This window comes from Paraniabella hibiscisoli (genome assembly GCF_022512515.1).
In the GTDB taxonomy this organism is placed as follows: Bacteria; Bacteroidota; Bacteroidia; order Chitinophagales; family Chitinophagaceae; genus Niabella; species Niabella hibiscisoli.
Genome location: NZ_JAKWBK010000001.1, coordinates 3,752,604 through 3,773,524, shown reverse-complemented (window position 1 = coordinate 3,773,524; position 20,921 = coordinate 3,752,604). Strand labels below are relative to the sequence as shown.

Sequence of the window (20,921 nt, the reverse complement as noted above, 5' to 3'; positions counted from 1 at the left end):
TGCATCATATCCAGGTATCACTACTCTGGCCTTATACTTTTGGGCTTCATCTATTGCCCGTTGAATTCGCTCTATCTGCGAACCCTTTTTAACATATTAGGCGTAAAGTAGTCAACAGTCCGGCCTGAAGCAGCTGGCGCGGCTACAGCAGATAATTTACTTACAGTTAAAACAAGCAGTGCCGCTATCAAGCAAAATTGATGACACTGCCGCTTTAAAAGTCCGCCCATATTCACTAAAACAACGCTCATAAAATTCCTATTCAATGTAATCAGTACTTTATGTAATTACTTTATGGTTACATTCGAAACGATGGTCCAGCCTTCCGCGGTCACATCGCCTTTTGTTGCCAGCAATATTCCCGGCTGGTCCTGTTTGGACCTGTCAACTATCGCTACCGCCCAAAGATAAGATCCGCCGGCTACCTGGCTCAGATCGGGAGTAAAAGGTAAGATGTTGCGCTGCCTTTGATCCATTTGGATGGATCGGAAGCCTCGTCTACAAATACAGATTTTGGTTTTTTAGTACCTGGATCCAGTAAAGCAAATGCTACTTTATATTTATAATTCCATTGCTTTATATTATTCGGACAATAACCCCAGCCCATATTGTTCCATTTATGTTCAATAGTGGTTTTTGCAGACTTCAACACATGGGCGGGAATAGAAATCTGGTCCGGGTATAAACGATACCCACCTTCGCTGATAAAAGATTTCACCAGGCCGAAGGTTTCGTTAAACCATATATCCGTTTCGCCGATCCTGAAGTCCATCATATTCACGCCTGCCTGTTTAGAATCATCATATTCTCCCCGTCTTACATCCCCTTTGGTAACATACTTCCGCGCATCCGTTTGAAAAGGATGCTGAGCAGTAACCCATCCGCCTTCCATAATATTGGGTAACTTATGTTTCCATTTTTCGGCAATCGTTTTTTCCCAGGACTGGTAATAGCCCGACATGCCAAATGCGTCATGCCTTAGGATATATCCTTTTGAAAAAGCATAGTTTAAAAGATTCTCACTCATAGGGTCTGCAGCGCCCCAGTCTTTAGGCATAGCAATAAGCCGGTGATAATTAATAGCCAATGGAATTTTTGTAAACTCACTTGAATACAGGTCTACAGCCCATTTAAAAACCTGCTCGCGATTATTCGCATCCAGGTAGTTCATAGAGTGCGCTTCTCCCCATTTACCTAAGCCAAAGCCATCAATAAATTCCACCCATTCCGGATCATTGAATTTTTGAGCAAAAGCTTTGATGAACTGCGTATATTTTTGTTGAAAGACAGGATCATCGGGGTAAGGAGACCAAACGGTTTTACTGCCGGTTTGCGTGTAATAGCCCTGTGCGCCAGCATCCCTTACGTAGGCAGGTGTAAAATCTTCCGCCTTATCACGACTATCAATTACAACACGTAACGCTATTTTCATTTTACGTTGACGCGCATTGCTGATCAAGGTTTTTAGCTTATCGTTGGTATCCCATCCATATACATTTTCTGTTGGGTTTAACGAGGTCCAGCTGGTTCTTAAATATAGGGTTCCGGCGAAATCTTCTATTTTAAAGGTACCCTGCTGACCCGGAACACTGATACGGTCCAATTTAGACCAGAAATCAGTGGCCGCATTCAGAGACCCATACAATACCCATCCGTTTAATGGGTTACGAAGCATCGTTTCTGTATCCGCTGGGATACGAACCACCGCATTAGGATTGGTGGGATCTTCCTGTCCATTCCCGTTTGAGGCGGCTACCTTTTTAGAACAGTTGGTAAAGGCAAGCATTGCTATCAGCACCAGGGCCAGCGCAATTGATTGTACCTGTCGGCTTAGTTTCATGTTGAATAGTTTAAGATTATAATGAATTTATGGGGTCACTTCTATTTTGATCTTCTTGTCTTTTACTAGCACGTAATAGTTTCCTTCCTCTATGAACTGCTCTCCTTTTGCATTCACAAAGCCAAAATCTTTTTTAATATTGATATCGAACCTGAAGATCCGGGTCTCTCCTTTTTTAATTAGTTGCTTATCAAAATATTTCAATTCTTTTACGGGGCGGGAAATAGTAGCCACCGGGTCGTTAATAAACCAATGAACTGTTTCAAGTCCGTCTCTGTCACCGGTATTGGTTACCGGTATCTCAATGGTAATTTTCCCATTCGATTTCACTTTTAGAGCAGATGCTTTCAAATCCCCATATTGAAAACTGGTATAGCTTAAACCATGACCGAAATCATATAAAGGTGTTGAAGGAATGTCCTGGTATTTACCCTGGTGAGGTCGGGCACTTTGCCGATGATTATAATAAACAGGTATCTGCCCTGTAGTATAAGGAAAGGTCATCGACAATTTACCTGACGGATTTACCCTGCCCGATATAACACCAGCAGCAGGCCTGCCACCCGGAACACCCGGATGCCACATAGTTAAAATAGCATCAGACAGGGGTTCAAGCCGGTTTAACTCAAGCGGGCGGCCGCTCGACAGTAGCAGGATCACCGGTTTGCCCATTTTTTTGATCTCGGTCACCAGCTCTTCCTGGATCTTAGGTAAAGCAATGCTCGACCGGGATGCATTCTCGCCACTCCAGGTGGCTTTCTCACCCAGGCAAATAATAACCGCATTGGCTTTTGCTGCAACTGACTTGGCTTCTTCAAAACCTGACTGGTCGTTTCCGTCAAAATCACAGCCTTTTGTCTGCAGGATCTCCGCTTTATTGGCAAACTCCTTTTTCAGCGCATCATATACTGTTGTTACATCTTCCGCATTGCCATGTGCTCTCCAGGAACCCAGCAAATGCCATTTATCTTTAGATAAAGGACCCAATACAGCGATTGTTGAAACATTAGACAGGGGCAAAACTTTGTTACTATTCTTAAGCAATACCACCGATTCTTCGGCCAGCTTTTCTGCTACTGCTAAACTTTGAGGCAACAGAAACCGATCTTTATCTTGGGTCTCCGGCGTAAAAGGCTGATCAAAAAGTCCCAGGCGAAACTTCACTCTTAGCACCCGCCTTACTGCATCGTCCAGCAATTTCACGCTTACTTTACCTTCTTTTACCAATGAACCCAGGTGATTATCATAGCTACGGTTCATCATGTCCATTTCAACTCCGGCGGTAAAGGCTTTTAATGCTGCTTCCTTTTTATCTTTTGCAACACCCTGTGACCGCAATTGCTCAATAGCACCCCAGTCAGACACCACAAAACCATCATGTTTCCATCTTCCTTTCAGTATATCTCTAAGAATATAATGATTAGCAGTACCGGGCGTTCCGCTGATATCATTGAATGAGCTCATCAAAGTAGCTGCGCCTGCTTTTACGCCCGCTTCGTAAGGAGGCATATAAGTATCCCAAAGGGTTTGTTCTGAGATTTCAGTATACATATAGTCGCGACCAGCCTCTGAAGCACCATATCCTACATAATGTTTCAGGCATGCAGCTACCCGGTCACGGGCTGCCAGGTTATTGCCCTGGTATCCTTTTACAGAAGCCACCGCAAATACCGCATTGGTATAAGGGTCTTCACCATATCCTTCAGCCACACGGCCCCACCTGCCGTCACGGGCCACGTCTACCATGGGCGAAAAGGTCCAGTCTACACCCGACATCCGGGCTTCCTGCGCAGCTACCGCACATGCCTGCTGCACCAGCTGAGGGTTCCAGGAACAAGCCTGTGCCAATGAAATGGGATATACCGTTTTGAATCCATGAATCACATCATAGCCAAACAATATGGGAATGCCCAGGCGTGATTGCTCCATAGCTTTTTCTGTACCCTGTTACGCAGTTCCGGGTTACTGCTGAAATAGATCAATGAACCAACAGTAGCAGGTATATCATTAACCGGATCTGCCATATTGTTGGCATTGTCATTTCTCCCTAAGGTATACTGGTTGAGCTGCATTACTTTTTCATCCAGGGTCATCCTGGCTACGAGGTCTGTAATGCGCTCCTCAACAGGCTTTGCAGCGTTCTTATAAACAGGCGCATTCTTCGACGACTGAGCTATAGCTAATGAGGTCGTAAGCATCCACAGCAAAGCGAATAACATTTTTTATTAGGCATCATCTTTAATCTTGCTTTTATTTAAAAACCGGTTTTTCTGTAAGCCGGATCATTTTTTGATCATTGTTTTTCATTTCAAAAACCACTACTTCATTTTTTCCTTTTTGAAGCAGACCGGCTACTACCTGTATCGATTGTAGTTTCTCTTTCTCCCAGTAAGCGCCTATATACTGTCCATTGATCCATACTTCCCCCATCCCCCATCCGGACATATCGAGGTATTGGTCTTTAGGATTCATCACATTCAATATGCCTCTATGGAACCCTGGAAGCTTTACCCCTTTGGCAATTGCGAACTTTAACTGCGATACATCAGCCTCCCTGATATTCAGCGGCGTAATCGTCCAACCTTCTATTGCTTCTCCACCAAGCGTTATATTACCAAACAGTCCTTTGTAGTTATCCAGTATCTCCGGACCATAAGTAATCCTTCCAATATTTTCGGCATAAATTCTTAAAGTATACGCTCCCGGAGCTGCCCTTAATGACATTTGTTTCTTACTATCTGTAAGCGTACCCTGTAAGGTGCTGTCTGTGTATATGGCCGCATAGTCTCTTACATTTTCTAACTCCAGGATATCTTCATCAGAACTCACTTTAATTTTAGCTTCGTACAGCACGTAACCGAATTCTATATGCAACTCATTAAACGGTAGTAACTTTTCTGACAAAACTGGTTCTGCATATACCTGGTTTAATGCAGCATAGTCCGTCATCCTTATTTCCTGTGCCTGTACAGCCATCCAACTTGCAACCGCCACAATAATCATCCATATTCTTTTCATCTTTTACACCATTTATTTTAACAGGAATGAGCGGATAAAGGATTCGTCTATCGCTACAGGTGGTTCAAACCGGTTGCTTTTTACATATTGATCCACGCTGGTTAATAACTGCCGGGTAGCGGGTCGTTTGCTCATATCTTTTTGTGTATCTACAGCCAACACCAATAGCTTTCCATTACCCACCTTAGCCTCAAAACCAATACCTAGCTTTTCGTTATTATCATACGCATCTATTACCTGTATAAAGGGACGTAATTGCTGCGGTGCGTTTTTCATCTCGATAACTTTTGCATTATTGAGTATATCCCACCATTGCCAGTCGGTATGATAAGACGTGACGAATTGGCTAAAAACAGGATGATCTTCTTTGATCAATGCCCCGATAGTCATGGGTGCCCATGCAAACATGATGGGGTTCCAAAAATGATTGTGGAAAGTAGACGAGCGGCCTTTTACATTAGATGGCAGCGGACATAATACTACCTTTTTACCCTGAGACAAATACTGTTTAGCCTTATCATCATAAGTAGTGGCGTACAGCACCTCATCGGTCGACCGCAAGATCGTTTCATTCTTGGGGAACACCCATATATCCCAGCTATTTTGTACCTGGTCATTTACCGACACATGAACGGTTAGTTGCTGCGCTGTTATAAACTCTTTCAAATCGAAAGAAAAAGACCCCACTGGAAAAACATTGTCGTTGCCAATAATTTGCGTTTTCAGGTTACCTTTCTTTATTGTTTTGCCAGCTGCATTAGTAACCCACCATTTGATCCGGGCATTTTTTATAGGGCCATTGCTAAAATTATAGACTTCGGCATCGCCTTTAAAACTTTCATTATTGAAGTAACAGCTCTGGGTATAACGCAACAACGCAACTGTAGGTGCACAGGACTCCCTGAACTTTTCCGGTGTCACAAGCCCCTTGGAATCCCAGAAAGGATCCAGCAATCCGACAGGCGCATAACCCTGGCCGGGGAAATCGTTTAATGATAATAGCTGGAAACCCGCAGACTTAGAAGATCGAAGCAGCGATTCTGTAACCGCCTTATATTCCAGTACCGTTAAAGCGCCGGATGCCCTGAAGAAATCATGAGCCTGATCGAGCATGCCGTTTTTATCGAGGAGTTCCCTGAATACTTCAAAATTCCGCGCCTCAACAGGGCTTTTATCATATTTTTTATCTCTCTGAAATCCGGGTAAATGCAGCGCTGCCCCGACTCATGAGAGATCACCGGCACATCCACGTCTGACTCCCTGTTACGGTCCCAGTTTGTGTAAGGAAGCCCTTCATACACTTTCACCGGGCCTTTATTGGTTTGCTGGGAAACATAATACTGATCGGACTTCACCCTGATGCGGGCAGTAGAACCGCTAAACAAATGCCGGTTATCTAACGCCTTGGCGTCGGCAGTCAGCTCTTCAATAAAATCAAAATTGCCGGTAATTTCATTTCCGTTGCAATACAATACAAAGGAAGGGTGATTACCATATTCCTTCAAAATAGCGCGCATCTCCCGGCGAAAGAAATCATAGCGGGCTTCATCCGGCTCCGCATCCTTTCCCCACATCGGCATTTCTACTTCAAAGTAAATACCATATTTATCAGCCATTCTGAAAGCAGCTGCCGGCGGGCACCAGGAGTGAAAGCGCAGATGATTCATACCATAATCCTTCAGGATCTTCATGATCCGCTCCCATTCGGCATCATCTACAGGCGCATGTCCTGTTTTAGGAAAGACAGCATTCTCTACAGTTCCCCGTAGATGAACAGGTCGATTATTGATCATCACATGATTTTTGCCCTGGGTCACTTCGCGCATACCAAACGTGGTGCTTTTTTCATGCTGATAACTGGCTTTATCCGACTTTGTATTTAAAGTGCACTTAATGTCATACAGGTTTGGATTAAACTCTTCCCATAATTTTACATCCTTGCCTAATACAATTGTTTCTTCCACCAACACAGCTGTGTCTTTTACTTTTAAGTCGATTCTTTTATTGAGTTGATAGTTTACTCCATTAACACTAAAGCTGGCGACACCTTCCACGGGCTTATTGGTACGATTACGGATCTGCATTTTAACCTTTATAGACTTTTCTGCTATGTTGGGATAGACCTGTAAATCATCGATATAAACCGGGTCTACAGCCACCAGCTTTATTGTCCCTAAAATACCGTTCCAGTTAATTTGGGTAAACTCCGTATGCGCATGGTTCCATTTATGCGTGTTATACTGAAAACGGTTATCTATGCCCACTGTAATACGATGCGTTTGGCCAGGTATTACAAATTCGGTAAGCTCGTGGTTATGAGGCACACTGATATAATCGATTTTGCTTACCTCCTTTGTATCTACAAAGATGGAACTGAGCCAATGCGTACGTTCGAAGTACATAAAAATGCGCTTGCCCTTCCATTCTTTGGGAATGGCTATATCACGCTGGTACCAGGCGGGTCCCATGTATTCATATTTCCGGGTCAGCCGGTCAATATACCTGTAAGGAACTTTATACCCGATCTGGTAATCATCGGTAGTACCAGGCAGTACAATTGTTTCCTGTAATGCATGCTTGTAACGGGGTGAGAGTGATCCTCTCCGAAAATCCATTACATCGGTTTGAAAACCCCAGGTACCGGAAAGATCCATTTCCAGTGTCTGGGACTTTGAAGGCATAAATGATAATAACAACCCCGTCATCATCAATACCTTCAAACATAGCTTTGCTTTCTTCATACTAATATGCTTAACTGATTCTTTTATTTTTGTGTATTCTTAAGTAAAGCCGGATTTTACTTTTTGTTCTTCATACGCGTGAGCGCTTCCAGGTAATAATAATCGGCATAAGTCAGTGGTACATCCACTTCCGATTTCATAGGAAAAGCTCCCGTGCTATGCTTTAAAATGAAATCACCGTTTTCTCCTGCGGCGGCTGTATATTCCGGAGATGCCAGGGTTCTGATCTGTACCTCCACTACTGACCGATATTTTCTCGACAAGGGCTGATCCACATAGTCGCTCAACTCAATTAAAGCAGAAGCGATCAGGGCTGCAGCAGAAGCATCGCGGGTCGTATTGGGAATCTGCGGTGCATCAAAATCCCAGTAAGGAATATAATCCTTGGGCATGCGGGGGTGATTGATAATAAAAGCTGCTATTTTATTTGCCTGTTCGAGGTAACGCTGTTCCCTGGTTTCCCGGTACAGGTAAGTATAACCATATAAACCCCATGCCTGTCCCCGGCTCCAGGCCGACTCATTAGCATACCCCTGGTGGGTTTGTTTCAAATGCGGCTGACCGCTGATCGTATCATAAGACACTACATGGTATGAGCTATAATTGGGACGAAAATGATGCTGCATGGTTTTGTCGGCATGTGAGATAGCTATTTGCTTAAAAACCGGGTCACCCGAATACTTGCTGGCCCATAATAGCAGTTCCAGGTTCATGATATTATCAATAATAACCGGGTACTGCCATAGTTTTTTATTGTGATCCCATGAACGGATCAACCCTACCTGTGGTTGATAACGGGTAGCCAGCGATTTCGCACCGGTCAGCAATACATCGTTATAGGCTGGCTCACCGGTAAGTCTTAAACCATTGCCAAAGCTGCAATAGAGCATAAAACCTACATCATGATTATCAGTCGTATATTTTTCTCTTTCCACCCTGGCGGTATAGAGCTTTGCATATCTTAGTAATTCGGCACTTTTATTATTCTCATACAAATACCACAAAACACCCGGAAAAAAGCCGCTGCACCACCAGCGCGAATCGGAGGATACATCTTTGCCATTTTCAAATGTGCGAGGTAATCTCCCCTGCTGATCTTCGTATTTTTTGGCCATCAACAAAGACTGTCTTTCTGCGGCTGCCAATGCCTTATTGATCACTACTTTGAGCGGGGGTTTATCCTGGGCAATAACTATTGATCCCATAACTATGCAAGCAACAGCTATTGCAATTCTTACTAGAACTTTATTATTCATTATTAAAAAACTGGATTGGGTTACTTAAAAACCTGTCTGCAAACTTTACAAATTGTTGCCAGTCATAAAGATTGATATCGTGATCCCCGCTTCGTACATGGTAACCGATAGCCCCTTCTCTTATCGGTTGGTCTACCGCCGGCATTTCGGTAGTATTCAGACCATCCAGCCCGAATAGTTTATACACCGGTTCCGCATGCACTCCTGATAGAAACTCTCCTTTAGGATCGGCCCATTTATCATCTACTGCGCTCGCTATATACACCGGACGTGGTGCCATCATAGCAATCAGCTGGTGCTGGTCCACCGGCAGCAGGGCTTCCTTATCATTATACTTTTTGAAATTCTCACAAAACCAATGCGGAAAAAGATTATTGACGATGCTAACGGTTTCCCCATAAATACGTTTGGAAAGCGCTGCTCCACCACAGCCCGAATTATTGGATATCGCCATTGCAAAACGCGGATCAATAGCGGCAGTCCATAAAGCTGTTTTTCCATGTCTCGAGTGCCCAACTACGGCTATTTTTTCGCTATCGATATCAGCATCGGTTTTAAAATAGTCCATCGCACAGCTTAAGCCCCAGGCCCAGGCAGCCAGCGTACCCCATTCATCAGCTTTAGGCCTTGTTTGATTTTTAGCGTAAAACAAAGGCTGTACACCGTTTTTAAAGCCATCATCATAGTCGGGATCAATATCACCGCGATATACCGTAGCAACAGCATAGCCATTCGCAATCAGCATTTCAATGGGCCATCGCGATGCCTCAGCGCCTCTTTTAAAAACACCCGTACGTCCCTCTACACCATCTGCGCCCGGTTTCATGCGAATTACAGACTGCGTAATGCCCGGGTCTTCACTCGAGAATGATTGCCTTTAAAATTCAGACCAAAAAACATAGGCACTGCACCTTTTCGCTTGTTCGGTATATACATTAAGACCGTCATATAGTGTTTTTCATCCCTGGTAAAATAAACAGCTACTTCTTTACGGGTAGCCATATTACCCACCGCATACTTATCTTCGTTCAACACTTTAAAATGCAGGTCTTTCGGATGAGCAGGCGCTTTGCCATACACATGCGTCTCAAACAGTCTCATAATCTCCGGCCTGCGTTTCTCATTCCACATTTTCGTACTGGTTACAGCCTGACCGTTCTCCATCTTTAATGGATCAGGCAAAGTATAAGGCGGCATCTTTGATTCGTCGTAATTAGGTTTCTGCGCGTTAAGTGTTATAACGCATGACAGGCAGATCATAATGGCAATAAGTCTATTCATAAAAGCAGATTCATTTTATTATTTAATACTATCATAGTAGGCTTTCATCAGGTACCAGGCTTTTTGCGAAGTCCCTGGTCAGATACCAGGCCTTTACGGTTCCACCCATCCTGGTTGGTAGGATGAAAACGAAAAGGAGAGCGAAAATCGAACAGTATCCAGGGAGCCGTACCACGCAGGTTAGGTATATTTTTAAACATAGCCAGGTTATTGCGGTACAAGGCTGCCTGGTAATCCTCACTCCAGGAGCTTACTATATCAGCATTGCCCGTTTGACCTAATAGCGCTTCGCCACCAAATTCGGAGATAATCAGTGGTTGGCCTTTGGCTACATTCCATATAGCTTTATCAGGACTAACCGGCCATTGATGATACCAACCCATATATTTGTTAACAGCAACTACATCCAGCTCTTTTATGAAAGGATCATCCATCACAAACTGCTGTTTCGTTTTATCAAAACGCACCAGATCACAGGCAGCAGTGATCAACCTTGTGGTATCGATACTTTTACAATTCCGGATCAGGTATTTTAGAAATTCATTCCGGGCTGGCGAAGGCTGTGTTTCATTGGCTACACCCCAAAAAGCCAACGCACAGCGGTTTTTATCACGCATCACCATTTCTTTGATCATATTGCCCGCTTTCAGGCGTGTGTTGTTGTTCTCAAAATCGATGCCCTGCCATACCGGTATTTCCTCCCAAAGCAGGAAACCCATTTTTTCAGCCAGGCGAACCGTATGTTCATTTTGCGGATAATGTGCCAGGCGGATCATATTACACCCCAACGCTTTTGCCTCAGATAAGAGCATCATGGCATCTGCTTCTGAAAAAGCACGTCCCTGCCGCTGCGGTATTTCCTCATGAAAACTGGTGGCTTTAAGAAAGATTGGTTGATCATTCAGGTATATGTCCTCATCTTTTACATATAGATTGCGAAACCCTATTTGCTCCTCCACTTTATCCGTTTTGGAACTGATGATCACTTTATATAATTTGGGAGAATGGGGAGACCAGCGTTCCAGCTTCTTCACTTTTAATGAAACCTGCGCCACGCCATTTTCATCGGTAGTCAAACCTTGCTTTACGTTCAACTCAGGTATGCTCAACTCAATATTTTTATTGGCTGATTTTTCGGAAAGTAGTATACGGGCATCTACCTGGTCGTTCTTATATTTATTTAACTGTATAAAATAATCTTCAATAAACAGAGCCGGTGTTTTTACCAGGAAAACATCGCGGGTAATGCCACCATAATTCCACCAATCAAAAGCCATCGCAGGCATGGCATCGGTAGTGCGGGTATTATTAGCTTCTACTGCCAGGAAATTACCCGACGCTTTAACAGCATTCGTTACTTCTACCTGGAAGGGCGTAAACCCTCCTTCATGCCTGCCAATCTCCTGCCCGTTTAAATATATACGGCAGCGATAGCTTACTGCACCAAAGTATAGAAACAATCGCTCCCCGGGTACTTTAGCAACATCAAAGCGCCTTGCATACCAAACCGTACCTTCATAATACTTGAGTTCCGGCAGCTGGCTGTTCCAGTCTGACGGTACGTTGAGCCTGAGACCATTTTCAAAGAGTATTCATAAAAATCCGTTTTACCCTCCGGCTTTTTATTCAGGTAGATCTTGTTTTTACGTCCCTGGTCGTATAAATCAATAATTGCATCCCATTTGCCATTTAGAGACTGTACGTTACGGCCATATACATTTGCTATTAGTTGTTGGGCATTGATCTTCCCAGCTAAAGAGCTCAACACAACAATCATCACCATTATACATCTGCTGATCATATTCACTTATTTATTCCTGTAAATTTTTAAAGCAAAGCCACCACCCTGTGCCATTTTAAGAGTCATTTTACGATTAGCCGGAACGCTAACGATTTCCTTTTTATAATCGGATGCAATGCGGTCAGCATTAATACCATCCCTGAAAACTTCAGCGGCAAAATCGCCGGCACCCAAAAATGATACATCAATTTCCATAGTGCGCGACTCCCAATTGGTGAGCCCTCCTACATACCATACATCAGCCTTTTGACGGGCGATAGCTAAGTACTTCCCGATCACTCCATCTAAGCTAACCGTACGATCCCATACAGTTGGTATACCCGAAATAAACGCCGTGCATTCGGCTTCTTTTTCATAGTTATTGGGGCTATCGCAAAGCATATTTAACGGCGATTCGAATACCACATACTCGGCCAGCTGGCGGCAACGCGTTCCCTGGCTCATTGGTTCATCGTTAATACCCCTATGTGTTCTTTTGGTGGCATTGCGCATTGCGCCTTGGGTATAATCCACAGGTCCCGCTATCATCCTAATAAACGGCATGGTTACGTCATAAGTTACCATATCCATTTCAGTGCCGGTCCATTTCATCAGCTCCATTCCGTTCACTGCTTCATAATTAATCACATTAGGATAGGTGCGATTTAAGCCGGTTGGCTTATAAGTGCCATGAAAATCTACCAGCAATTTGTATTTAGCTGCTGTCTGAGCCGCCCGGTAATGAAAGTCAATCATTGGCTGATCATCCCGGTCCATAAAATCGATCTTAAAGCCCTTCACCCCCATATCTGAATAATGCTTACACACTTTTTCCATATCCCGGTCAAAAGCATAGTAGCCGGCCCATAAAATAATCCCCACATTTTTTTGCTTCCCATAAGCAATCAGTTTCTTCAGATCGATCTCCGGCACTACCTGCATCAGATCGGCCTTTAAGTTCACAGCCCAGCCTTCGTCCAGTATCACATATTCAATACCATTTTTAGCGGCAAAATCAATATAGGTCATGTAAGTAGCCGTATTGACACCAGCTTCAAAATCTACCCCAGAAAGTCCCCAATGGTTCCACCACTCCCAGGCAACTTTGCCCGGTTTGATCCAGGAGGCATCAGCTATTCGTTGAGTAGCGGCCAGTTTATATACCATATCATTGTCGAGCAGCTCTTTGTCACTGGTTGCCACGATGAGTATACGCCAGGGAAAACGGGCATTGCCTTTGCATTGAGCTATGTATGGCGCTCTTGACGTAACCAGTTGCTGCAGCTGGTTATGGCCACCCTGAGCAGTTGTTAGCGGGTAGGGTGCAAAACCGGATTGTAGAGAAGTCGTTCCATCTTTATTCATCAGGTACATGCCCGGATAGTTCTCCAAATCGGATTCAGCAATACATACCTTTTTTCCATCATCCAATGCTACCACAAGCGGTGTAAATGCCAGCTTATCCGGACTCATTTTACTTAGCGGCGTGTAGGTATAGGTATTTTCAAAAGAGTTAAAGTACTGCCCTTCGATATCCTTTGCCTTGCTTTTTACATAAGGTACCCAGCTGGAATGGTCTTTAGCAAAATTGAAAATCACCGGCTCATTTTTTACTTTAACGTCTGACTGCTTTGTTGATATAAACCTGTATGCAACTCCTTCATTATAGGCCCGGAATAGGAGCTGAAAGCCTTCTTTAAATTCAAGCAGCAATTCTTTATAATGATCCGTAATAACACTCTTCTTATAGAGCGCCGTTCTGATTTCCTGCTTAACGGTTGCAGTATTATTTCTTTTCAACGTTGAGTTCACTCCCCAAACCGCTCCGTTTTCCAGTTCCATAGCAACCGGCGAAGAACTTAACACCGGGTCGCCTTCATGTATAACCGAATAGACGATTTGCCGGCCTACCTGGATGTTGATGGACAGCCTGCCATCCGGTGACTGTAGCTTAAAATGCCGCTGGGCATTAAGACTTAAAATGCTGCTCAGCAAACCAATCATTAGTAAAAAAATCGCATTCGTATATCTATTATTTTAACTTATCTGAACCTGCTATTTTATATTGATACAAAACATAATCGTTCTCCCGGGGTAACTGTACAGTCAGGATTCCGTCTGGCCCCGTCACCTGTTCCATATTGTTTCCGTTGCCCAGGATCTTTGTAAGCTTCACCTTTATTTTTTGCGGCAACCAGGTTTTTATTGAGGTCTGTTGCTTCAAGGTCTTTTCGCGAAAAACAAGTAAGTATCCCTGGCCTTTATGAATAGATTGAAAACCGGTCCAGGATCTGCCTGATGGTTCATCCCCAATAGGAAGAATCGTTCCTTTATGAAAATCGTGCTGAATCTTTCTGTAAGTGTTGATCACTTTAGCGAGTCCAAAGGCTTCTGCCGGTAACCCAGTACCCTCAAACCATGCCAACGGCTGAGCAGCCATGGTAATGGCAAAGAGGTATTCGAAAGAATAGTTGGCGGGGGCAAAAACATCCTTTCCATATTTGTTTACATTACGCCATTTATTCAGAAACTCTATCTGCAATTTCTCAGCAGGTACATACTTAGAAAGTAACCAGAGATTCCTAAGCGTCCAGTAGGGATAATAATTCTGCCAGTCTGTATAACGGTTTTCCAGAAAAATATTCCCATACTCATTAAACGTGTGATAGCCACTTCTGCGCCCGGCAGTTGCGTCCAGGTTAAACACTACATTATTATTACTGCCTTCCAGCACATGGTCAAACAACTTACGCAGATTAATCTCTGCCTGCTTGGTGGGTATCGCTAATCCATCTATTTTAAAAGTGCGGATACCATAAGTCTTATACAAGGTTATCAGGGCTTGTGCATCCTTCTCCCAATCGGCATAATCGTTTTGAACACTGGGATTAAACCACAGACAAATTTCCACACCTAGCTTTTTGCCTTTATCAACTATAGGCCTCAGACCATTAGGATATTTCAACGGATCGGGTGTCCAGTAATCGGGGTTGCTCCATATATTTTCAAAGGAGCCTTTGGCTAGCGCCGAGTTAGGACTCTTTCCCTGTTGCCAGCCATCATCTATCTGGAAATGGGTGATTCCCAATTGCGCCGCTTTCTCCACTTCCAGTAAGCTAAATTTTTCGTTTACCTTTGAATCCTGGCTCCTGTCGCCCCAGGTATTCATCATCACCATTTCATCACGCCCGGGAAGCAGTTTCCGCATATTTTTTGATAACTGCGTAAGGCAGTAAGCGTGCTCAACTCTCCTCCCTCGTAAACGCCCGTGACTACACTATACGCTTTACGCCATTCCTTTTCCTTTAGATCCTTTGGTACCAGGCCCAGTCCTGTTACCATAAAGTGACCAAACTCTGTAGTAAAGTCATTGCCGGGGTAAGCCAGTTGCGTGCCCGACGAAGGCGCTTCTTTCAGGAAAAAGAACCCGCTGTTATGCTCCACATCCTGTGCAAACAAAAGATTGCCGCGATAGGAGTTTTTCCGGTAAGGAATAATGTTCGTTTCAAAAACGAGATTGTTATTCCAATCAGTAATATCGTAAAATTCTACTACCCTGGTCTGCCAGTGAAAGCCACCGGGCCTGAATTGATCGAGGAGACCTGATACGGGTTTCGATTGCATATCGGCGGCAAACTCAATATTCTTTTGATCTCCCTGGCTGGTTGCCAGTTTCTCTAATGACGCGTTCATCCTGCCTTTCAGATAAGTATCGCAGGCAATAGCAGGGCAATCTTTATAAATACGAAAAACCCTCTTCACTTCTAATGTACTTATGGTAAATGCCACCGTAGTTTCGAGATATCCCGGCCGTATACTTGTTTCGGCCACTTCTTCAGAAACGAAGGAGCTATTGAACGCGGGAGCCTGGCTCCCGGCAACCGAAAAGTCGGTAGATTTGGATTGATTGAGCCAGGTATGTTTGGATACTTTATTGGTAAGGCTATGGGTAATCAGGTTACCTTTATTCCAGATAAATTTTCTTTCTATCAGCCCATTGCCCATTACAAGAGTGTCCTCCTGTAGCCGGCTGTAACAATCATTTTGTGAAAAAGCGGTAAAAGAGATTACTACCAACAATAGTATCGTTATAAAGCGCCTCATTAAATTGCCTTTAACTTTTTATCATCTGAAAATTCGCGGGCATGTACGCTGTTCATTTGATATACTCCCGGATAAGAAGAAATATAGGATACCATCGGCTCTGGTTTAATACTGGATTGCCGAACCACCAGTTCCCCATCCAATATGCGGGTGATCGGTTTCCAGGTAGCGGGCTCTTTATCCATTAAACTAAATAGCAGCGACATAGCGGTTTTTCCTATTTCCCTGTTGGGCACTGCAATGGTGGTGAGTGCCGGGTCGGCAAAGCCCGAACCATAATAATCGCCAAAACCCACCACCGCAATATCTTCGGGAATCCTTTTATTCATTCTTTTGAGTACCTGTATAACCTCGATAGCTATTGTATCATTCGCAGCGAAAATGGCATCAACTGGTTGCTCCTGCTCCAACAGATGCTTCACCTGCATTCTCACGTTGGCGAGGTTCAGATCGGTATCAATCACCAGGTTTTCATCAAATAAAAGACCGTGTTTGTTTAAAGCGGCACGATACCCATTCAGTCTTTTTGCGTAATCAACAGCTGGTCGGCGCCTGTTAAATGTGCAATCCGTTTTCTTCCGGATGCAATCAGGTGTGCCACTGCATTGAAAGAAGATTCATAATCGCTTACGACTACCTTCGGCACCATCATTTCGCCACATACCCGGTCGAAAAAAACGATGGGAATACCCCTTTTATAAAAAGTCATCCAATGATCGTAATCGATGGTTTCCTTGGTGATAGATACAAGCACTCCATCCACGCAATTGGCCAACATTACTTTTGAATTAGCTACTTCCGTTGCATAGCTTTCGTTACAGGAGGCTGTCAACACCGAAAAGCCCTGTTTAGCCGCTTCTTCCTGGGCGCCTGCCATTACCGTTGGGTAAAAAGACGAAATGAGCTCAGGCACTACAATACCGATGGTTTTGGTTTTATTGGTTCGCAAACCAATCGATAACATATTGGGCTGATAAGCCAATTGATTAGCCAGTGCCAATACCTTTTGCCGGGTCTCCGGATTAACATTAGGATTATTGGTTAATGCACGGGACACTGTTGATTTAGAAATATTCAATTCTTTCGCTATATCTACAATCGTTATCGAATTACCTTTCATATACAATCGTTTTACGTTTATCAGCAATTATTATTCTCCGCCAATTTGTCCGAAATTGACAGTGGCCACTTGCGATCGATCTTCGTTAAGAGGTATTTATTCCCACTAACGAATTTTGCAATTATTGATCTGCTTCATACACAATTGGGAAATGCATCGTTGCAACGAATGTAGAGCGGCTAACGCCGGAGAACGGGTGGGTTTCATTCGGAAATGGTACATTTTTGTACAGGCAGCAGGTTTAGGGCAGTTTTTGTACAAAAAGATGATTCTTTTACAGATTTCTTACACCAAGGCTAGCTAAAAAGCCTGGCTGTAATAGAAATCGACCTGCATCTTCATCTTCGTTGAAAACCTCAGACATGCAAAACAGGATAAAATTGAGGCTGGACTATTAATAATACATGCTCACCCCTGTAGTACAGTCGATAAACTATTCTCGGAAAAGTAAAGGACAGCTACAGACAAAAAGACATAAACAAAAAACACGGAAGGCTACAAGAACAAATTCTTCAAGGGTAGCATTAAGAACCAGGCATAGCAGCTTTACCTATTCGGGAATGGCGATAAAAAGGATTTTAAAAAAGCACCTTATTGTATTCAATAAGTATGATCAGTGTAATCATACCCGCGGTTTTCATGGAGTAGCAGACAATAAAAATGACGGGTTGTAGCCCGTCATTTTAAACAACTAAAAAATCATGATTAAATAAATTCCTTCGGCATCTAAAAAGCAAAAAATCAATTACTTAAATTACTACCCCCAATATACACCCTTTCTGCTTTATAACAAAAAATTATTCCCTTTATTTCGCTTTAAACGTACATAAATAGGCTTTAGAAGGTCAAAGAGGATATAAAATGCCCTAACAATGGCATTTAGACCTTATTCTCCGAAAGTGTTCTATTTAAATTATGCCAGTCCATTTACCTCTGTTTTTGAATAAATATGGTATTCAGAGCTGTTGCCAGCAAGCTGTTGAAGCTTATGCAAATGACTTTCATTTTCGAGATCAAATACGAAGGCATATTTCCCCTTCAACAAATTCATATGAACACGGGCATTAATAAGTGCCTCGTAATAGCTAAGCTTCAGCACCCGTTTACCAGCATCAACATTTAAGGCTTTAGCGTTTTCACAGGGCTCCAGTGCAATAAATCTTCTTTTTTGATCTTTGAGCTGATATAACAGCTCAACCGCTACTTTTTCTACTTCACTCACCATCATTTTGTTTTTACAGATCGGTTACAGGCAAATGTCGCGCCAAAGCAACCCTGCTTAAATCTAATTATTCTCTTCAATTACCAACGGCTTCTTTATCTGAACAGCTCTTTGTTTATTTACGATTAACCACCAGCAGGTAAATGCAGCAGCTGAAACTATAACCCAGAACAGGTCTATCAGCAAAATATCAGTATATCCTTTATTATAAGTTACCCATATCCAGTTCCCCGTAACGATACCATTCACGATAGGAATAGCTAATCCTATGATCGCTCCAGACAACATACAATCCCTGTTGGTTTTATAATTATTCTTTCTGATGCTGAGTAAAAACGCCACCGCCAGCCAGCTCCAGAAATAAAACGGATAAATAAAGGCTGTGCCTCCATTGGGTTGAATTTTAACCGCAATAAACGCTGCAGCTGTAACAGGAAACATTCCCAGGCTTATAGCCAGGTAAATATGCGTGAGCCATTCATTAAAGCGTTTTTTCTTTTCAGGGATGTTCTTTTTATTGCGGGCGGTTAACCAAATCAAAACGCCGGAGATAATAACTACGCAACCGCATATTCCCAGAAGAAAGTATAAAATTTTTACAGCATAGCCTCCATAGTTTCCAAAATGCAGGTTATAGATCAGGTTTTGCACCACATCAGCATAACCGGAAGACCGGTTGGGATCTTTAAGCTCCAGTACCTCACCTGACGCTGCCTTGTAAATGATCTCTCCGCTGCTCACAAACTTTTGCTGGGTGGGTAAGGCATTTTTAACTACAACTTCCATTGATGCATCACCATAGTTCACCAGCTGCAGGCTCGACAAACGGGTATGGTCCCATTTGGCAGCCGCCTGTTCCAGAAAATAGTTTACATCAGCTTTATTCTGCAACGGTATATTGGCAAACTCCGTTTTTCGTTGGTCATAACCTAATACAGCATTCAATGAGTCTTCATTTCCGCCAAACTGAATTTTGGCAGTGGGTTGTGTAAATAATGGGTAACTGATGAGGAAAAAACTCCCCGTAACCGCGAAAATAAACAGGAAAGGGAAACTGATGACACCGAGGGCGGTATGTAAATCTGTCCATACCGTTTTCAATTTCTCCCAGGGCCTGAATACATAGAAATTAGCAACAATTTTGTTCCAGTGCAGCAGCAAGCCGGTGATCAATGCAAACAGGAACAGGAAAGCTACTAGTCCGGCAATATAATAGCCCAGGGGAAACCCACATTGGCAATGCTGTTTACCTGTGCCAGAAAATGAAGCCGGTATAAAAATTCTCCCAGGTCGTAAGATTGTTTATAATCCGACCGCGTATGCTTTTGAATATCATAATAGAAAAAGCTACCCTTTACTTTATTGGTAGTATCTTTTGATTCGGACACCGAAACACCCAGGCGCGGTGTATGGGGATATACATAAAAAGACACATTACGCCCATATAAACCGTACTCTTTGTTTAAGGAATAGGTTATTGTATTAAAATCCAGCTCATATCGTGAAGCCGTAGGGTTGGAAACATTCTTCTGCCAGTTAGATATTTCGCTTTTAAAAAAGGCAAATGAGCCTGCAAAAAAATAACAAATAAGATGGCGCTGATAATGATGCCGCTGATGGTATGTGTATGAAAATAAATATTGTAATTGCGATTGTTCATTCAACGAAAACTTTAAAAACTACTTGTAAAAAGAGGTGCTGAAAAGGCCAGGGCCAGCAGCAGGTACCAAAGCCAGATCTTCCAGCCATTTTTGGAAAGGAATGCCAGGATCATGAGGGCGCACCACAAAAGATAGGTTGAAAAAAGGCTGTAACTGCAATAGTTTTTGCATCAAACAAACACATTAACAGCTGATGGCTAAAGCTAAGTGTGACCAGGTATCCGCCAACAAATGCAGCAGTTATCTTCAGAACCCGCTGACCGGGAGCACTCAGGTATTTTTTATTCGCAGGCATCTATTTAAGTATAATTAACTCTATCAATAAACTAAAAACCGCCAGCAGCAAAATGTGCTTCAGCTTGATATATCCCAATGGGGCCAGCGCAATTACGTAACAGGCTCCTGCCATAAGCAGTAAGATAAAGGTGAAAAAACCCAGCATCCAGCCATCTTTCAGCACCAATACCAACAGGCTTACCAGCATCAGCAACAAACCTGTCCATCTGGCTTTAGCAGGATTGGCCCTCAGCCACTTTTCGTAATGTCCTGCACCAGAAAACCTGGCTTTAGCCGAAGTATTGTATTGGTGAAAGAAACCCATAAAACAACAAATGGTCAGTAAGGTATACATGACTTATTGATAAATTATAATAATTGAGGTACAAAAGTAACTGTGCCCCTTTCGATGGTGTTTACTAAATGCGGAATTTCTTTCTTCAACTGCTCTTTAACCGTAGCTGTGTGGAAATGCTTAGGCCATAAGCAAACTACCAGCACCCAATAACAGGAGTTTATTGCCGCCATAAAGCCTTTGTATCCGGGCATTGCAATGCTGCTTTTCTGTGTTTGGCATGCTTATTTATTATTCATTCGTATCCGTTAAACCCGGGTATGCCCT

At 43.2% G+C, this 20,921-nt stretch carries 20 protein-coding genes and 1 pseudogene; all 21 read right to left on the bottom strand.

The window, feature by feature from the left end; translation table 11 throughout:
• Positions 1-287: 287 nt before the first annotated feature.
• The gene (locus tag MKP07_RS23455; protein ID WP_240849489.1) at positions 288-476 is read right to left on the bottom strand and encodes a hypothetical protein; all 189 of its coding nucleotides are present in this window, start codon (positions 474-476) and stop codon (positions 288-290) included.
• Positions 431-1,840 (bottom strand): DUF4832 domain-containing protein, encoded by a 1,410-nt coding sequence (locus MKP07_RS23450; RefSeq protein WP_240849488.1) that lies wholly within the window; start codon positions 1,838-1,840, stop codon positions 431-433. Before MKP07_RS23450 ends, MKP07_RS23455 begins: the two co-directional genes overlap by 46 nt.
• Positions 1,841-1,867: 27 nt before the next feature.
• Complete coding sequence (locus MKP07_RS23445) at positions 1,868-3,769, bottom strand: glycoside hydrolase family 3 N-terminal domain-containing protein (protein ID WP_240849487.1); 1,902 nt, start codon at positions 3,767-3,769, stop codon at positions 1,868-1,870.
• The gene (locus tag MKP07_RS23440) at positions 3,721-4,059 is read right to left on the bottom strand and encodes a hypothetical protein (protein WP_240849486.1); all 339 of its coding nucleotides are present in this window, start codon (positions 4,057-4,059) and stop codon (positions 3,721-3,723) included. Before MKP07_RS23440 ends, MKP07_RS23445 begins: the two co-directional genes overlap by 49 nt.
• Positions 4,060-4,090: 31 nt before the next feature.
• Positions 4,091-4,858, bottom strand: a complete 768-nt coding sequence (locus MKP07_RS23435; protein WP_240849485.1) for a hypothetical protein — start codon at positions 4,856-4,858, stop codon at positions 4,091-4,093.
• Between the two features lie 12 nt (positions 4,859-4,870).
• Positions 4,871-5,971 carry a hypothetical protein gene (locus MKP07_RS23430; protein WP_240849484.1) on the bottom strand — a complete coding sequence of 367 codons (1,101 nt, stop codon included), beginning with the start codon at positions 5,969-5,971 and terminating at the stop codon, positions 4,871-4,873.
• A complete protein-coding gene (locus MKP07_RS23425; protein ID WP_240849483.1) occupies positions 5,926-7,599 on the bottom strand; it encodes a sugar-binding domain-containing protein in 1,674 nt (557 codons plus the stop codon). The genes MKP07_RS23430 and MKP07_RS23425 overlap by 46 nt, the downstream gene beginning before the upstream one ends.
• 56 nt (positions 7,600-7,655) lie before the next feature.
• Positions 7,656-8,804 (bottom strand): glycoside hydrolase family 88 protein, encoded by a 1,149-nt coding sequence (locus MKP07_RS23420; protein ID WP_240849482.1) that lies wholly within the window; start codon positions 8,802-8,804, stop codon positions 7,656-7,658.
• 43 nt (positions 8,805-8,847) lie between these two features.
• A complete protein-coding gene (locus MKP07_RS23415; protein ID WP_240849481.1) occupies positions 8,848-9,681 on the bottom strand; it encodes an alpha/beta hydrolase family protein in 834 nt (277 codons plus the stop codon).
• 5 nt (positions 9,682-9,686) lie between these two features.
• Entirely contained in the window at positions 9,687-10,136 is a 450-nt protein-coding gene (locus tag MKP07_RS23410; protein WP_240849480.1) for a hypothetical protein, read from the bottom strand.
• Between the two features lie 47 nt (positions 10,137-10,183).
• The gene (locus MKP07_RS23405; protein ID WP_240851025.1) at positions 10,184-11,674 is read right to left on the bottom strand and encodes a glycoside hydrolase family 2 protein; all 1,491 of its coding nucleotides are present in this window, start codon (positions 11,672-11,674) and stop codon (positions 10,184-10,186) included.
• Positions 11,572-11,937, bottom strand: coding sequence for a hypothetical protein (locus MKP07_RS23400; protein WP_240849479.1), 366 nt, complete (start codon positions 11,935-11,937; stop codon positions 11,572-11,574). Before MKP07_RS23400 ends, MKP07_RS23405 begins: the two co-directional genes overlap by 103 nt.
• A 6-nt stretch (positions 11,938-11,943) precedes the next feature.
• Complete coding sequence (locus MKP07_RS23395) at positions 11,944-13,920, bottom strand: glycoside hydrolase family 97 protein (protein ID WP_240849478.1); 1,977 nt, start codon at positions 13,918-13,920, stop codon at positions 11,944-11,946.
• Positions 13,921-13,948: 28 nt separating this feature from the next.
• On the bottom strand, positions 13,949-15,124 hold the full coding sequence (locus MKP07_RS23390) for an alpha-galactosidase (protein WP_240849477.1): 1,176 nt from the start codon (positions 15,122-15,124) through the stop codon (positions 13,949-13,951).
• Positions 15,088-16,020 carry a hypothetical protein gene (locus MKP07_RS23385; RefSeq protein WP_240849476.1) on the bottom strand — a complete coding sequence of 311 codons (933 nt, stop codon included), beginning with the start codon at positions 16,018-16,020 and terminating at the stop codon, positions 15,088-15,090. The genes MKP07_RS23390 and MKP07_RS23385 overlap by 37 nt, the downstream gene beginning before the upstream one ends.
• A pseudogene (locus MKP07_RS23380) lies at positions 16,020-17,146 on the bottom strand (LacI family DNA-binding transcriptional regulator). The gene MKP07_RS23385 and the pseudogene MKP07_RS23380 overlap by 1 nt, the downstream one beginning before the upstream one ends.
• Positions 17,147-18,053: 907 nt before the next feature.
• Entirely contained in the window at positions 18,054-18,368 is a 315-nt protein-coding gene (locus MKP07_RS23375; protein ID WP_240849475.1) for a hypothetical protein, read from the bottom strand.
• Positions 18,369-18,425: 57 nt separating this feature from the next.
• A complete protein-coding gene (locus MKP07_RS23370; protein ID WP_240849474.1) occupies positions 18,426-19,535 on the bottom strand; it encodes a PepSY-associated TM helix domain-containing protein in 1,110 nt (369 codons plus the stop codon).
• Between the two features lie 23 nt (positions 19,536-19,558).
• Positions 19,559-20,026: a hypothetical protein gene (locus MKP07_RS23365; RefSeq protein ID WP_240849473.1), complete on the bottom strand. Its 468-nt coding sequence runs from the start codon at positions 20,024-20,026 to the stop codon at positions 19,559-19,561.
• Between the two features lie 292 nt (positions 20,027-20,318).
• On the bottom strand, positions 20,319-20,654 hold the full coding sequence (locus tag MKP07_RS23360) for a hypothetical protein (RefSeq protein WP_240849472.1): 336 nt from the start codon (positions 20,652-20,654) through the stop codon (positions 20,319-20,321).
• Positions 20,655-20,668: 14 nt separating this feature from the next.
• Positions 20,669-20,827, bottom strand: coding sequence for a hypothetical protein (locus tag MKP07_RS23355; RefSeq protein WP_240849471.1), 159 nt, complete (start codon positions 20,825-20,827; stop codon positions 20,669-20,671).
• Between the last annotated feature and the right edge of the window lie 94 nt (positions 20,828-20,921).